Origin of the sequence: Serratia sp. CMO1 (genome assembly GCF_015689115.1) — a bacterium.
In the GTDB taxonomy this organism is placed as follows: domain Bacteria; phylum Pseudomonadota; class Gammaproteobacteria; order Enterobacterales; family Enterobacteriaceae; genus Serratia; species Serratia marcescens.
Genome location: NZ_CP065032.1, coordinates 4,658,456 through 4,673,346 on the forward strand (window position 1 = coordinate 4,658,456; position 14,891 = coordinate 4,673,346).

General features: G+C 62.0%; 13 protein-coding genes. 10 read left to right on the top strand and 3 right to left on the bottom strand.

All coding sequences use genetic code 11. The features are described from left to right. Positions 1 to 50: 50 nt before the first annotated feature. Positions 51 to 386: a universal stress protein UspB gene (uspB, locus tag IT763_RS22195; RefSeq protein WP_004930978.1), complete on the bottom strand. Its 336-nt coding sequence runs from the start codon at positions 384 to 386 to the stop codon at positions 51 to 53. Between the two features lie 433 nt (positions 387 to 819). On the opposite strand from uspB, the gene IT763_RS22200 reads away from it, so the two are divergent. The 10 genes from IT763_RS22200 (at position 820) to IT763_RS22245 (ending at position 11,957) form a co-directional block, all read left to right on the top strand. Continuing rightward, on the top strand, positions 820 to 1,593 hold the full coding sequence (locus tag IT763_RS22200) for an SDR family oxidoreductase (RefSeq protein WP_016930436.1): 774 nt from the start codon (positions 820 to 822) through the stop codon (positions 1,591 to 1,593). Positions 1,594 to 1,697: 104 nt separating this feature from the next. Beyond that, positions 1,698 to 2,606 carry a LysR family transcriptional regulator gene (locus IT763_RS22205; RefSeq protein ID WP_206195020.1) on the top strand — a complete coding sequence of 303 codons (909 nt, stop codon included), beginning with the start codon at positions 1,698 to 1,700 and terminating at the stop codon, positions 2,604 to 2,606. A 266-nt stretch (positions 2,607 to 2,872) separates the two neighbouring features. Beyond that, a complete protein-coding gene (uspA, locus tag IT763_RS22210; RefSeq protein ID WP_004930988.1) occupies positions 2,873 to 3,310 on the top strand; it encodes a universal stress protein UspA in 438 nt (145 codons plus the stop codon). A gap of 199 nt (positions 3,311 to 3,509) precedes the next feature. Continuing rightward, entirely contained in the window at positions 3,510 to 4,853 is a 1,344-nt protein-coding gene (gene gdhA / locus IT763_RS22215; protein ID WP_016930438.1) for an NADP-specific glutamate dehydrogenase, read from the top strand. Between the two features lie 328 nt (positions 4,854 to 5,181). After that, a complete protein-coding gene (locus IT763_RS22220; protein WP_028128102.1) occupies positions 5,182 to 6,168 on the top strand; it encodes an autoinducer 2 ABC transporter substrate-binding protein in 987 nt (328 codons plus the stop codon). Positions 6,169 to 6,273: 105 nt separating this feature from the next. Beyond that, positions 6,274 to 7,773, top strand: a complete 1,500-nt coding sequence (locus tag IT763_RS22225; protein ID WP_206195021.1) for a sugar ABC transporter ATP-binding protein — start codon at positions 6,274 to 6,276, stop codon at positions 7,771 to 7,773. Next, positions 7,766 to 8,755: an ABC transporter permease gene (locus IT763_RS22230; RefSeq protein ID WP_004930997.1), complete on the top strand. Its 990-nt coding sequence runs from the start codon at positions 7,766 to 7,768 to the stop codon at positions 8,753 to 8,755. The genes IT763_RS22225 and IT763_RS22230 overlap by 8 nt, the downstream gene beginning before the upstream one ends. A gap of 1 nt (position 8,756) precedes the next feature. After that, positions 8,757 to 9,710, top strand: a complete 954-nt coding sequence (locus IT763_RS22235) for an ABC transporter permease (RefSeq protein WP_206195022.1) — start codon at positions 8,757 to 8,759, stop codon at positions 9,708 to 9,710. A 10-nt stretch (positions 9,711 to 9,720) separates the two neighbouring features. Continuing rightward, positions 9,721 to 11,358, top strand: coding sequence for an FGGY-family carbohydrate kinase (locus IT763_RS22240; protein WP_016930442.1), 1,638 nt, complete (start codon positions 9,721 to 9,723; stop codon positions 11,356 to 11,358). Further along, a complete protein-coding gene (locus IT763_RS22245; protein ID WP_164053900.1) occupies positions 11,358 to 11,957 on the top strand; it encodes an SIS domain-containing protein in 600 nt (199 codons plus the stop codon). Before IT763_RS22240 ends, IT763_RS22245 begins: the two co-directional genes overlap by 1 nt. Before the next feature lie 28 nt (positions 11,958 to 11,985). Here the strand turns inward: IT763_RS22245 and rsmJ are convergent, their stop codons facing one another. Continuing rightward, a complete protein-coding gene (gene rsmJ, locus IT763_RS22250) occupies positions 11,986 to 12,732 on the bottom strand; it encodes a 16S rRNA (guanine(1516)-N(2))-methyltransferase RsmJ (protein WP_028128290.1) in 747 nt (248 codons plus the stop codon). An 8-nt stretch (positions 12,733 to 12,740) separates the two neighbouring features. Then, entirely contained in the window at positions 12,741 to 14,783 is a 2,043-nt protein-coding gene (gene prlC / locus IT763_RS22255) for an oligopeptidase A (protein ID WP_206195023.1), read from the bottom strand. Positions 14,784 to 14,891 lie beyond the last annotated feature (108 nt).

The window sequence follows — 14,891 nt, forward strand, 5'->3', positions numbered from 1 at the left end:
GGCCGCAGGGCCGCCTTTTTTTTGCCTGCATTAAGGGAAACAGAAAGGCATTAATACCAAATCATCATCGCTATCAGGCAGATGACCACCAGGCCGCACAGGGCCGAGGTCAGCATAAACTGCCCGCGCACCCGCTCACAGCGGCGAATAAACTCCGGATCGTGGTGTTCGACATAGCGCTGCGCGAAGATATAGCGCACCAGCCTCAGTTGCTTGCTGGGTTGGCCGTGGGCGGTGAAGAAGCCGCCGCCGTCGACGTATTGGTACAGCAACGGGTCACAGCCGCGCAATACCACCAGCAACGCGCGCAGAGAAGAGTAATACCGCACCATGTTTACCACACACACCACACATAAGGCCCAAAACAGCGCGACGGTACTGATCATGATTACCCCCTCAAGGCGTTGTTATCCGCGGCCATCCGCCGGGTCCAACCGCCCTACCTCATTACCCGATACTCTGCTGGAGCTTACCGCTCTCATCCCCTTTTTTTGCCTGCACGAGCCACGCCCATAACCCACCGCCTCCAAAGACGTTGCCGCGCCGCACAGAGAGATTTGCACGGCATGGTTCTACTCAGAGGAGAAATGGTGAAGCCCATATTCATCATTGTAGGTTAATGGAACGCAAACTGGCCTGAGCAGTGGATAAAATTTACCGCCCTGTACCGAAAAGTCACCTGCCGGGGCGTTATAAGCGATAACCATCCGTTTCGATTATGTCGCATTTCTGGATAGTCTATCCCGCGCTGCGCCGCTGATCTTTCCCCCCACGCTGGCTAGACTCAGGTTTCCGTTACGTTCATCCAAGGAAACTGTTATGGCAAACCATTCAATCAAGGGAAAAACCGTCCTCATCGCCGGCGGCGCCAAGAACCTCGGCGGGCTGATCGCGCGCGATTTGGCTGAACAAGGCGCCAAAGCGGTGGTGATCCACTACAACAGCGCCGCTTCCAAAGCCGAAGCGGAAAAAACCGTCGCCGCCATTCAGGCCGCCGGGGCGCAAGGTGTCGCGCTGCAGGCCGATCTCACCACCGCGGGCGCGGTCGAGAAGCTGTTCGCCGACGCGGTCGCCGCCGTCGGCAAGCCGGATATCGCCATCAATACCGTCGGCAAAGTGTTGAAAAAGCCGATGATCGACATCAGCGAAGCCGAGTACGACGAAATGACCGCGGTCAACGCCAAAACCGCGTTCTTCTTCCTGAAAGCGGCGGGCAAGCACCTTAACGACAACGGTAAAATCTGCACGCTGGTCACCTCGCTGCTCGGCGCCTTCACGCCGTTCTACGCCGCTTACGCCGGCACCAAAGCACCGGTGGAGCACTTCACCCGCGCCGCCGCCAAGGAGTTTGGCGAACGTGGCATCTCCGTGACGGCGGTCGGCCCCGGCCCGATGGATACCCCGTTCTTCTACCCGGCTGAAGGCGCGGACGCCGTGGCCTACCACAAGACGGCGGCAGCGCTGTCGCCGTTCAGTAAAACCGGCCTGACCGATATCGAAGACGTGGTGCCGTTCATCCGCCATCTGGTCAGCGACGGCTGGTGGATAACCGGCCAAACCATCCTGATCAACGGCGGCTACACCACCAAATAAGTTCGACGGGGGCGGAGAGGCCCCCGCACCTGCTCGCACGCAACCGCGCCATGCGGCTACACTCTACTGTCAGAAACGGCGCCAAGGAACAGCAGGTCAGTGAGATGGACAGATTCAATCAATACCGCGTATTCGTACAGGTGGCGGAAATGGGCAGCTTTATCCGGGCGGCCCATGCGCTGGAGGTGCCGCGCGCCTCGGTGTCCGCCGCCGTGCAGCAATTGGAAACGCAACTGGGCGTACGGCTGCTGCACCGCACCACGCGGCAAGTGCGGCTGACCGCCGACGGCGAACAGCTGCTCGAGCGGCTGCGTCCGCTGCTGGCCGAAGTGGAAGACATCGATCAGTCATTTCAGGCCAGCCAGCGGCAGGCCTCCGGGCGGCTCAGCGTCGACGTGCCGAGCCGCATCGCCCGCCGGCTGATCGCTCCGGCGCTGCCCGGCTTGCTGCGGCGCCATCCTCACCTGCAGTTGGCGCTCGGCTCCGCCGATCGCGCCATCGATCTGGTGCAGGAAGGGGTCGACTGCGCGGTGCGCGTCGGCGATCTGCACGACAGCAGCCTGGTGATGCGCCCGCTCGGCCATATCGCGCTGATCAACTGCGCCAGCCCCGCCTACCTGAGCGAATTCGGTCATCCGCTCCACCCCGGTGATCTCGCCGAGGGGCACTGGAGCATCGGCTACGCCTCGCCCAGAACCGGCCGCGAATCCCCCTGGGAATACCTGACCGGCGACGGCCATACGCAACGGCTCGAACTGCCCAGCCGGGTGGTGGTCAACAACGCCGAAAGCTATATCGCCTGCTGCCGCGCGGGGCTGGGGCTGATGCAAATCCCGCGCTACGACGTACAACACCTGCTCGACGCCGGTGAACTGATGGAAGTTCTGCCCGGCTACCGCGCCGCCTCCATGCCGATCACCCTGATCTACCCCCATCGCCGCCAGCGCTCAAGGCGCCTGGCGGTGTTTCATGAGTGGTTTGAAAGCCTGCTGCAGCCGCATCTGGAGCGCTGATTGCACATTTAGCGCTATACTTTGTTTAATAACGCTTTAATTCAAGCGGTCAGACCGTTAAAACCCGCATAACCCATGGGCTTTTACGCCGCGCGGGTGTACAACGAAAGGTATCGTGCGCAGAGATTTCCGATGCGGCGCAGTGTGATCGCCCCAACATATCATTGCGTTATCCAAATGATACTATGGAACCAACAGCGCCAGGCGGGTACACGGAACGCCTGCTAACCCTTTTTAATCGGCATGTTTATGGAAGGAGTATTCTTATGGCTTACAAACACATATTGATCGCGGTGGACCTATCCCCGGAAAGCAAGATCCTGGTAGAAAAAGCCGTCTCTATGGCGCGGCCGTATAACGCCAAAGTTTCTCTGATCCACGTCGATGTCAACTATTCCGACCTCTATACCGGCCTGATCGACGTCAATCTCGGCGACATGCAAAAACGCATCTCTGAAGAAACCCATCAGGCGCTGACCGAGCTGTCGCAAAACGCCGGCTACCCGATCACCGAGACCCTGAGCGGCAGCGGCGATCTGGCGCAGGTGCTGGTGGACGCCATCAAGAAATACGATATGGACCTGGTGCTGTGCGGCCACCATCAGGACTTCTGGAGCAAGCTGATGTCTTCCGCGCGCCAGCTGATCAATACCGTGCACATCGATATGCTGATCGTGCCGCTGCGCGATGAAGAAGACGAATAAAGTAAGCGCCTGCTAACTTAACTGACCAACGCCCGCGCCCTGCGGGCGTTTTTCATGCCGCCACGCCGATTAATCGCTTGATAATCAACCGCCCTCCGATGATATAGTCGCTAAAGACACAACATCCTCCCCCGGGCATCGCCTATACCCATATCTATAAGAAATAGCGGGGGAAATTTAATGCGAAAAGGAGTTATCCATGGAATATGCCGTATCGGTAGAGTCTTTCCTGTCCTCGTTACAACGCCATAACCCCCACCAGCCGGAATATCTGCAGGCGGTGCGCGAAGTGTTCACCTCGCTGTGGCCGTTTATCGAACGCAATCCGCGCTATCGCGAACAGGCGCTGCTGGAGCGCCTGGTGGAGCCCGAGCGCATCATTCAGTTCCGCGTCAGCTGGGTGGACGATCGCGGCCAGGTGCAGGTCAACCGCGCCTTCCGCGTGCAGTTCAACTCGGCCATCGGCCCCTACAAGGGCGGCATGCGCTTCCATCCGTCGGTGAACCTGTCGATCCTGAAGTTCCTCGGCTTTGAGCAGACCTTCAAGAATGCGCTGACCACCCTGCCGATGGGCGGCGGCAAAGGCGGCTCCGATTTCGATCCCAAGGGCAAAAGCCAGGGCGAGATCATGCGCTTCTGCCAGGCACTGATGACCGAGCTGTATCGCCATCTGGGCCCGGACACCGACGTGCCGGCCGGGGACATCGGCGTCGGCGGCCGCGAAGTCGGCTTTATGGCCGGCATGATGAAAAAACTGTCCAACAACACCGCCTGCGTGTTTACCGGCAAAGGCCTCTCCTTCGGCGGCAGCCTGATCCGCCCCGAGGCGACCGGCTACGGCCTGGTGTACTTCACCGACGCCATGCTGCAGCGCCACGGCCTGGGCTTTGAGGGCATGCGGGTGGCGGTATCCGGCTCCGGCAACGTGGCGCAGTACACCATCGAGAAAGCGCTGGAGCTGGACGCGCGCGTGATCACCGTGTCGGATTCCGGCGGCACCCTGGTGGACGAAGACGGTTTCACCACCGAGAAGCTGGCGCACCTGGCGGAGATCAAAAACCAGCGTTACGGCCGGGTGGCGGACTATGCACGTGAGCGCGGTCTGACCTATCTGGCGGGCCAGCAGCCGTGGAGCGTGCCGGTGGATATCGCCCTGCCGTGCGCCACCCAAAACGAGCTGGATCTCGAGGCGGCGCAGACGCTGATCCGCAACGGGGTGAAGGCGGTGGCGGAAGGCGCCAACATGCCGACCACCATCCAGGCCACCGACGCCTTCCTTGACGCCGGGGTGCTGTTCGCGCCCGGCAAGGCGGCCAACGCCGGCGGCGTGGCCACGTCGGGGCTGGAGATGGCGCAAAACGCCGCGCGCATCGGCTGGCGGGCGGAAAAAGTGGATGTACGTTTACAACATATCATGGCGGATATTCACCATGCCTGCGTGGAATACGGCGGCGAGGGCAAGCAAACCCACTATGTACACGGCGCGAATATCGCCGGTTTCGTTAAGGTTGCGGAGGCGATGCTGGCCCAGGGCGTGCTGTAATCGGGCGCAAAGGTGATCTTGTTCACACATCGATTAAATGCTTCAATGCCGGCTCCTTCGCCGGCATTTTTTTCCGCGTCCAAGCCATCAAAATGATGCGAATACGTTGATTAAAAGTTAATAAAAAGTTATTTACAGCCGTTTATTTGGTAGTAAATTTACCACTGCCAAATAATTAAACATTTATTTAACATTAAATTCGTCAATATTTTACTTAAATATGCGCAGATCACATTTTGTTAACTTCGGCTACGCCCCCTCTTCCATTCCTTTGTAATCTGCAGCGGTGGAAAAACCGCCACCCCTACAGATAAAAAAGGTACAGCTAATGAAATTTAACCTCGCATTATTAAATGCATGTGTGGTTTCTGCGTGCATGTTATCGACAACACCTGTGTTCGCCGCTGATAAATATGAGATTGCCGTGGTCGCCAAAGTGACCGGCATTCCGTGGTTCAACCGCATGGAAGTGGGCGTCAACGAAGCGGCCAAAAAACTCGACGTCAACGCTTACCAGACCGGCCCTTCTACGCCGGATCCGGCCGCGCAGGTCAAGGTGATTGAGGATCTGATCGCCAAGAACGTCAACGCCATCATCGTGGTGCCGAACGACGCCAAGGTGCTGGAACCGGTGCTGAAAAAAGCGCGTGACAAAGGCATCGTGGTGCTGACCCATGAATCCCCGGACCAGCAGATCGGCCAGTGGGACATCGAGACCATCGACAGCGAGAAATACGCGCAGGCCAACGTCGATGAACTGGCGAAAGACATGGGCGGCAAAGGCGGCTACGCCATCTACGTCGGCTCGCTGACCGTGCCGCTGCACAACGCCTGGGCCGATTCCGCCATCAAGTACCAGAAAGAAAAATACCCGGACATGTTTGAAGTCACCTCGCGCTTGCCGGTGGCGGAAAGCATCGACAAATCCTACGCCACCACGTTGGATCTGATGAAAACCTATCCGCAGATGAAGGGCATCATCGGCTTCGGCTCGCTCGGCCCGATCGGCGCCGGCCAGGCGGTGGCCAAGAAGCGCGCCAAGGACAAAATCGCGGTGGTGGGCATCGCCATGCCGGCGCAGGCCGCCCCTTACCTGATGCGCGGCGACATCAAGAAAGCGCTGCTGTGGGATCCGAAAGACGCCGGTTATGCGCTGGTGACGGTGGCCGATCAGCTGCTGCAGGGCAAGGACGTGAACAAAGACCTGTCGATCGAGGGCCTCGGCAAGGCCGACGTCGATATGGAACACAAAGTGATTCGGTTTAATAAGATTTTGGAAGTGACCAAAGACAACGCCAAATCGCTCGGATTCTGATTTTTCGCGTAATTTCGCTACACCGGGAAAGTAGTTAAACCCTCGTAGGGGCGCAGCGTTGCTGCGCCCAGGGCTTCGGCCGCTACGCAAGCACAGGTTAACGTTATGACAGCCTCCCCCGCATTTATCACCCTGGAGAATATCAGCAAGCGATTCCCAGGCGTGCTGGCATTAGACCAGATCAACCTGACGCTGAATAAAGGCGAAGTGCACTGTCTGGCCGGGCAAAACGGCTGCGGCAAAAGCACCATCATTAAAATCATCTCCGGCGTCTATCAGCCGGAAAAAGGCGCCAATATTTCGCTGGAAGGCAAACTCTTCCACGCCCTGACGCCACAGCTGTCCGGTTATTACGGCATACAGGTGATCTACCAGGACCTGTCGCTGTTCCCCAACCTGACGGTGGCGGAGAACATCGCCATCCACCGTTACCTGCCCGGTGGCCGCTTCTGGGTGCGCAAGCGATTGATGCGCCAGACGGCGCTGGACGCCATGGCGCGGGTCGGCGTACACATCGCTCCCGATAAAAAAGTGGAAAAACTGTCGATCGCCGATCGGCAGCTGGTGGCGATTTGCCGCGCCATCGCCGCCGAAGCGCGGTTGGTTATTATGGACGAACCGACCGCCTCGCTGACCCGCCAGGAGGTCGACGGCCTGCTGCGGGTGGTCAACGAGTTGAAGGCGGCCGGCATCTGCGTGGTGTTCGTCAGCCACAGATTGGATGAAGTGATGGAAGTCGCCGATCGCATCAGCGTGATGCGCGACGGCAAGCTGGTAGGCACCTGGCCGGCCAGCGAACTGGACAGCCATGAACTGGCGTTCCTGATGACCGGCCAACGCTTCCACTACAGCCCGCTGCCGCCGCTGCCGCCGGCCGAACAGGCGCCGCTGCTCGAGGTGCGCAACCTCAGCCGCGGCGAGAAATACCGCAACGTCAATCTAGCGCTGCGCGGCGGCGAGATCGTCTCGATCGTCGGCCTGCTCGGCGCCGGCCGCACCGAACTGTGCCTCAGCCTGTTCGGCATGACGCGGCCGGACAGCGGCGAGATCCGCATCGAGGGCCGGGCGGTGCAGCTGCACAACAACCGCGAAGCGGTGCGCCACGGCATCGGCTATGTGTCGGAGGATCGTCTGACGCAGGGATTGATCATGGAGCAATCGATCTACGACAACACCATCGTCACCGTCTTCGATCGGCTGCATACCTCGCTCGGGCTGCTGGATCACGCCAGGGCGACCGAGCTGGTCAACCGGCTGATCCGCGATTTGAACATCAAGGTGTCCGACAGCACATTGCCGGTGAAAACTCTCTCCGGCGGCAACGCCCAGCGCATCGCCATCGCCAAATGGGTAGCGACCCAGCCGAAGATCCTGATCCTCGACTCACCCACCGTCGGCGTGGACATCGCCAACAAAGAGGGGATCTACCAGATCGCCCGCGATCTGGCGCAGCTGGGCATGGCGGTGCTGATGATCTGCGACGAGATCCCGGAAGCCTATTACAACAGCCATCGGGTGATGGTGATGCGCAAAGGCGAGTTGATCGCCGAGTTCGCGCCGCACCAGAGTACCGAACAACAGATCGCCGAGGTGGTGAATGGATAAGTCATTATTGGCACGCCTGGCCGGGCGACACGAGTTTTATCTCGGCCTGTTGGTGTTGCTGCTGGCGATCGGCCTGAGCGCCGGCACCGATGAGTTTCTGACGCTCGGCAACCTGACCGACGTCGCCACCAGCTACGCCATTCTCGGCATTCTGGCCTGCGGGCTGTTCGTGGTGCTGATCGCCGGCGGCATCGACATTTCGTTCCCGGCGATCACCGCCATCGCCCAATACGTGATGGCCAGTTGGGTGATCCAGCACGGCGGCAGCTTCCCGCTGGCGTTCGCCCTGGCGATCGGCGTCGGCCTGCTGCTCGGGCTGGTGAACGGTTTCCTGGTGTATTGGCTCAAGGTGCCGGCGATCATCATCACCATCGCCACCCTTAACCTGTTCTACGGCCTGCTGGTATACGCCACCAACGGCACCTGGCTGTACGGCTTCCCTGACTGGTTCATGAACGGCATCAACTGGTTCTCGTTCCAGGGCGCCGACGGCTACGACTACGGCCTGACGCTGCCGCTGCTGTGCCTGCTGGCGACCATCGTCGTCACCGGCGTGCTGATGAACCGCACCCGGCTGGGGCGCCAGATCTACGCCATGGGCGGCAATCGCGACGCGGCGTCGCGCCTGGGGTTGAATCTGCTGCGGCTGCATTTTTGCGTCTACGGCTATATGGGCATTCTGGCCGGCGTCGCGGCGGTGGTGCAGGCGCAGATCACCCAGTCGGTGGCGCCCAACTCGCTGCTCGGCTTCGAGCTGACGGTATTGGCGGCGGTGGTGCTGGGCGGCACCAGCATGAGCGGCGGCCGCGGATCGTTGACCGGCACCCTGCTCGGCGTGGTGCTGCTGGCCTTCCTGCAAAACGGGCTGACGCTGCTCAGCGTCTCGGCCTATTGGCACCAGGTATTCAGCGGCGCGATCATTTTGATCAGCATCAGCACCACCGCCTGGAACGAAAAACGCAAGCTGCTCAAGGAGATCTGACATGACGCAGTTAACTCGGTTGATCCCAAACGACCGGATCATTCGCCTGCAGGGCGCGATCATCATCGCGGTGGCGCTGCTGTTCGCCGGGCTGCTCGGATCCCGCTTCTTCAGCCTCGGCAACTTCCAGTCGATCGCCTCGCAGCTGCCGATCCTCGGCCTGCTGGCGCTCGGCATGGGCATCACCATGCTGACCGGCGGCATCAACCTGTCGATCATCGCCGGCGCCAACGCCTGTTCGCTGGTGATGGCGGCGATCATCGTCAGCCATCCCGACCAGCCGCTGTTCCTGGCGCTGGCGCTGTTGGCCGGCCTGTTGGTGGCGGTGGCGATCGGCGCGCTGAACGGCGCGCTGGTGGCCTGGATCGGCGTTTCGCCGATCCTCGCCTCGCTCGGCACCATGACGCTGATCACCGGCCTGAATATTCTACTGTCCAACGGCGCGGTGATCTCCGGCTTCCCGGCGGCGATTCAATTTCTCGGCAACGGCGCCGTGCTCGGCGTGCCGGTGGCGCTGATCCTGTTCCTGCTGGTGGCGGTCGGGCTGTGGCTGCTGCTGGAGCACACCACGCTGGGGCGCAGCCTGTACCTGATCGGCTCCAACGAGCAGGCCACCCGCTTCAGCGGCGTGAACACCGCGCGGGTGCAGATCGCAGTGTATATCCTGTCGGCGCTGCTCGGCTGGGGAGCCGCGCTGCTGATGATGGCCAAGTTCAACTCGGCCAAGGCCGGCTACGGCGAATCTTATCTGCTGGTGACCATTCTGGCCTCGGTGCTGGGCGGCATTAACCCGGACGGCGGTTTCGGCCGTATTCTGGGGCTGGTGCTGGCGCTGATCGTGCTGCAAATGTTGGAAAGCGGCCTCAATTTGCTGGGGGTCAGCAGCTACCTGACCATGGCCCGGTGGGGCGGCGTGCTGATCCTGTTTATCGCGTTACAGAATCGAAAAGCCTGAGGAGAAAATAATGGCGAGCTATTTTATTGGCGTAGATGTGGGCACCGGAAGCGCGCGCGCAGGCGTATTCGATCTCAATGGCCGCATGGTCGGCCAGGCCAGCCGGGCCATCGATCTGTACCGGCCGAAGGCGGATTTCGTCGAGCAGTCGTCGGATAACATCTGGCAAGCGGTGTGCAATGCGGTGCGCGACGCGGTCAACCAGGCCGACATCAACCCGATCCAGGTCAAAGGGCTGGGCTTCGACGCCACCTGTTCGCTGGTGGTGTTGGATAAAGAAGGCAAACCGCTGACCGTCAGCCCCTCCGGCCGCACCGAGCAGAACATCATCGTGTGGATGGATCACCGGGCGATCGCCCAGGCCGAGCGCATCAACGCCACCAAACACCGGGTGCTGGACTTCGTCGGCGGCATCATTTCGCCGGAGATGCAAACGCCGAAACTGCTGTGGCTGAAACAGCACATGCCCACCACCTGGGCCAACGCCGGTTACCTGTTCGATCTGCCGGACTTCCTCACCTGGCGCGCCACCCAGGACGCCACCCGTTCGCTGTGCTCGACGGTGTGCAAGTGGACCTATCTCGGCCACGAACAGCGTTGGGACAAGAGCTACTTCCAGCAGATCGGGCTGGAAGACGTGCTGGAACACGACGCGGCCAAGATCGGCAGCGACGTCAAAATGATGGGCGAGCCGCTGGGCCACGGCCTGACTCAGCGCGCCGCCGCTGAAATGGGACTGATCGCCGGCACGGCGGTGAGCGTATCGATCATCGACGCGCACGCCGGCACCCTCGGCACGCTGGGCGCCACCGGCGTCTCCGGCGAGGTGGCCGACTTCAATCGCCGCGTCGCGCTGATCGGCGGTACCTCCACCGGCCATATGGCGATGTCGCGCACCGCCCGCTTTATCGGCGGCGTCTGGGGGCCGTATTACTCGGCGATCCTGCCGGAATACTGGCTGAACGAAGGCGGCCAGTCCGCCACCGGCGCGCTGATCGACCACGTCATCCAGTCGCATCCGTGCTATCAGGAGCTGCTGGCGCAGGCGAAAACCCAGGGGCAGACCATCTATGAGGTGCTGAACGCCATTCTGCGCCGCATGGCCGGCGAACCGGAGAACATCGCCTTCCTGACGCAGGACATTCATATGCTGCCGTACTTCCACGGCAACCGCTCGCCGCGCGCCAACCCGACGCTGACCGGCATCCTGACCGGGCTGAAGCTGTCGCGCACGCCGGAAGACATGGCGCTGCACTACCTGGCCACCATTCAGGCCATCGCGCTCGGCACCCGCCACATCATCGAAACCATGAACCACAGCGGCTACAGCATCGATACCATCATGGCCAGCGGCGGCGGCACCAAGAACCCGATCTTCGTGCAGGAGCACGCCAACGCCACCGGCTGCGCCATGCTGCTGCCGGAGGAGAGCGAAGCAATGCTGCTGGGCGGCGCGATGATGGGCACCGTGGCGGCCGGCGTATTCGACACCTTGCCGGAGGCGATGAGCGCCATGAGCCGCATCGGCAAGACGGTTACGCCGCAGACCAACCAGATAAAAAGCTACTACGACCGCAAATACCGGGTGTTCCACGAACTGTACAACGACCACATGAAATACCGCCGGCTGATGCAGGAGGAGGCGTGATGCAGCAGGAATGGCGGCAGGCCGTACAGGGCTGGCAAACTTACAGCCGGGAACTGGCGCAGCTGGGCGAACGCCTCGACGCGCACACCTGGCAGCGGCTGCTGGGGCTGCTGGCCGGCTGCCGCGGTAAAATCGCCGTCACCGGCGTCGGCACCTCGGGAATTGCGGCGCGCAAGATAGCCCACATGCTGGCCTGCGTGGAGCGACCGGCGGTCTACCTCGACGCCACCGGCGCGGCGCACGGCGATCTGGGCTTTCTGCGCGCGGACGATCTGCTGATCCTGATCTCGCGCGGCGGCAATTCCGACGAGCTGACCCGTCTGCTGCCGACGCTGCAGACCAAGGGGGTGCCGCTGATCGCGGTGACGGAAAACCCGCACTCCGCCATCGCGCTGGCGGCGCAGCTGACGATCGCCACCGGGGTGCAACAGGAAATAGATCCGCTGAATATGCTGGCCACTACCTCGATCGTGCTGGTGTTGGCGATCTTCGACGCCGCCTGCGCCTGCCTGATGGCGCGTAGCGGTTACGACAAGAGCGCCTTGCTGGCGGTGCATCCGGGCGGCGGCGTGGGGAAAAGTTTGCGGGAGGAAAACTGAGGGCCCGACACGGCGGGCCCGGCTGACATTACAGCGGCATGTAGATATCGAAACGGTGGCTTTTGGTCAGCGTGGCGGCGTGCGCCGGCACGTCGGCCAGCGGCGGCGCGTAGTCCGGGCGTTTCACCACCACGCGCTTGGTCGCCAAACGGCGCGCCGGTTCCAGCAGGCCGTCGGCGTCATCGTCGCTGCCCACCAGCGATTGAAACACCCGCATTTCTTTCTTCACCAACGCGCTTTTCTGCTTGTGCGGGAACATCGGATCGAGATACACCACCTCGGGGCGCGGGCTGAGATCCGCCAGCGCCGTCAGGCTGGAAGCGTGCAGCAGCGTCAGACGCTCGCGCAGCCACGGGCCGATTTCCGCATCCTGATAGCCGCGCTGCAGACCGTCGTCCAGCAACGCCGCCACCACCGGATTGCGCTCCAGCATCCGCACCCGGCAGCCCAGCGCCGCCAGCACGAAGGCGTCGCGCCCCAGCCCGGCGGTGGCGTCCACCACGTCCGGCAGGTAGCTGCCCTTGATGCCGACCGCCTTGGCTACCGCCTCGCCGCGGCCGCCGCCGAAGCGGCGCCGATGCGCCATGGCGCCGGAGACGAAATCGACGTAGATCCCGCCCAGCTTAGGCTCGTCGCGCTTGCGCAGTTCCAGCCGCTGCGGGGTCAATACCAGCGCCATCGGCGCGTCGTCGTCGGACGTCAGCCGCCAGCGCTGCGCCAAAACAGACAAGGCGCCGGGATCGGCGCCTGCTTCACACAATAAACACACGCTCACGTGTCGGGTTATCCTTTAATGCCGTAATGGCGCAGCATAGCATCCAGCTGCGGCTCGCGGCCACGGAAGCGTTTGAACAGCGCCATCGGCTCTTCCGACCCGCCGCGCGACAGGATGTTGTCGAGGAAGGATTTGCCGGTTTCGGCGTTGAAAATCCCCTCCTCTTCGAAGCGCGAGTAGGCGTCGGCCGACAGCACTTCCGCCCACCGGTAGCTGTAGTAACCCGCCGCGTAGCCGCCGGCGAAGATGTGGCTGAAGGCGTGCGGGAAGCGACCCCAGCTCGGCGAAGGCACCACCGCCACCATTTTCTTGACTTCCGCCAGCGTCGGCAGGATCTGCGCACCTTTCTCCGGGCTGTATTCGAAGTGCATGCGGAAATCGAACAGACCGAACTCCAGCTGGCGCAGGATAAACAGCGCCGCCTGGTAATTCTTGGCCGCCAGCAGCTTGTCGAGCATGGCCTTCGGCAGCGGCTCGCCGCTCTGGTAGTGGCCGGAGATAAACGCCAGCGCTTCCGGCTCCCAGCACCAGTTTTCCATAAACTGGCTCGGCAGTTCGACCGCATCCCACGGCACCCCGTTGATGCCGGAGACGCCGGCGGTATCGATCTGCGTCAGCATGTGATGCAGACCGTGGCCGAATTCGTGGAACAGCGTGGTCACTTCGTTATGGGTGAACAGCGCCGGCTGGTCGCCCAGCGGACGGTTGAAATTGCAGGTCAGGTAAGCGACCGGTTTTTGCAGCGTGCCGTCGGCCTTGCGCAGGCTGCCGACGCAGTCGTCCATCCAGGCGCCGCCGCGTTTGTTCTCGCGGGCGTACAGATCGAGGTAGAAGCTGCCACGCAGCTCGCCGTCGGCGTCGAACAGATCGAAGAAGCGCACGTCCGGATGCCAGGTTTCCACGTCTTTACGCTCTTTGGCGGTGATGCCGTAAATGCGTTTCACCACTTCGAACAGCCCTTCCACCACCCGCTGCTCCGGGAAGTATGGGCGCAGCTGCTCGTCGCTGATGGAGAACAGGTGCTGCTTCTGTTTTTCGCCGTAGTAGGTGATGTCCCAGGCGTCGAGCTCGTCCACGCCATAGTGCTGTTTGGCGAAGGCGCGCAGCTGCGCCAGCTCTTGCTCGGCCTGCGGGCGGGCGCGTTTGGCCAGATCGCTCAGGAAGCCGATCACCTGCTCCGGGCTTTCCGCCATTTTGGTCGCCAGCGACTTGTCGGCGTAGGTGGCGAAGCCCAGCAGCTGAGCCAGCTCGTGGCGCAGCGCCAGCGTTTCCGCCATCACTTCGCTGTTGTCCCATTTGCCGGCGTTCGGCCCCTGGTCAGAGGCGCGGGTGGCGAAGGCGCGGTACATCTCTTCACGCAACGCGCGGTTGTCGGCGTAGGTCAGCACCGGCAGGTAGCTCGGCATGTCCAGCGTCAGCAGCCAGCCGTCTTGCTCTTTGGCCTGCGCCATCGCCTGCGCTTGCGCCAGGGCGCTTTCCGGCAGGCCGCTCAGCTCGGCTTCGTCGGTAATCAGTTTGCTCCAGCCCATGGTGGCGTCGAGCACGTTGTTGCTGTAGGTGGAGCCCAGTTCGGACAGGCGCGCAACGATCTCGCCATAGCGCTGCTGTTTGTCCGCCGACAGGCCGATGCCCGACAGTTCGAAGTCGCGCAGCGCGTTGTCCACCGCCTTGCGCTGCGGCACGCTCAGCGCCTCGAAAGCCGCGCCCTCTTTCAGGCTGCGGTAGGCCTGATACAACCCTTCGTGCTGGCCGACCCAGGTGCCGTACTCGGACAGCAGCGGCAGCGCTTGCTCATAGGCGGCGCGCAGCTCCGGGCTGTTTTTCACCGAGTTCAGGTGCCCGATCGGCGACCAGATGCGCGACAGGCGATCGTCCGACTCCGCCAACGGCTGACACAGATTGTCCCAGGTGAACGGGCCCGGCTGCGCGACCACGCGCTCTACCGCAGCGCGGCAGTCCGCCAGCGCGGATTGCACCGCTGGCACGATATCTTCAGGGCGGATCGCCGAGAAAGGCGGCAGGGAAAACGGGGTCAGCAACGGATTTGTCATAGGGCAGTCCTGATTAGCGTTGGGGCCCGCCGCACGGGCGAGCCTTAAAATGCGTATGAATCTCTAACATGGAGCCAGGCAGCAGGAAAATCAATGCCCGGCGTTGAT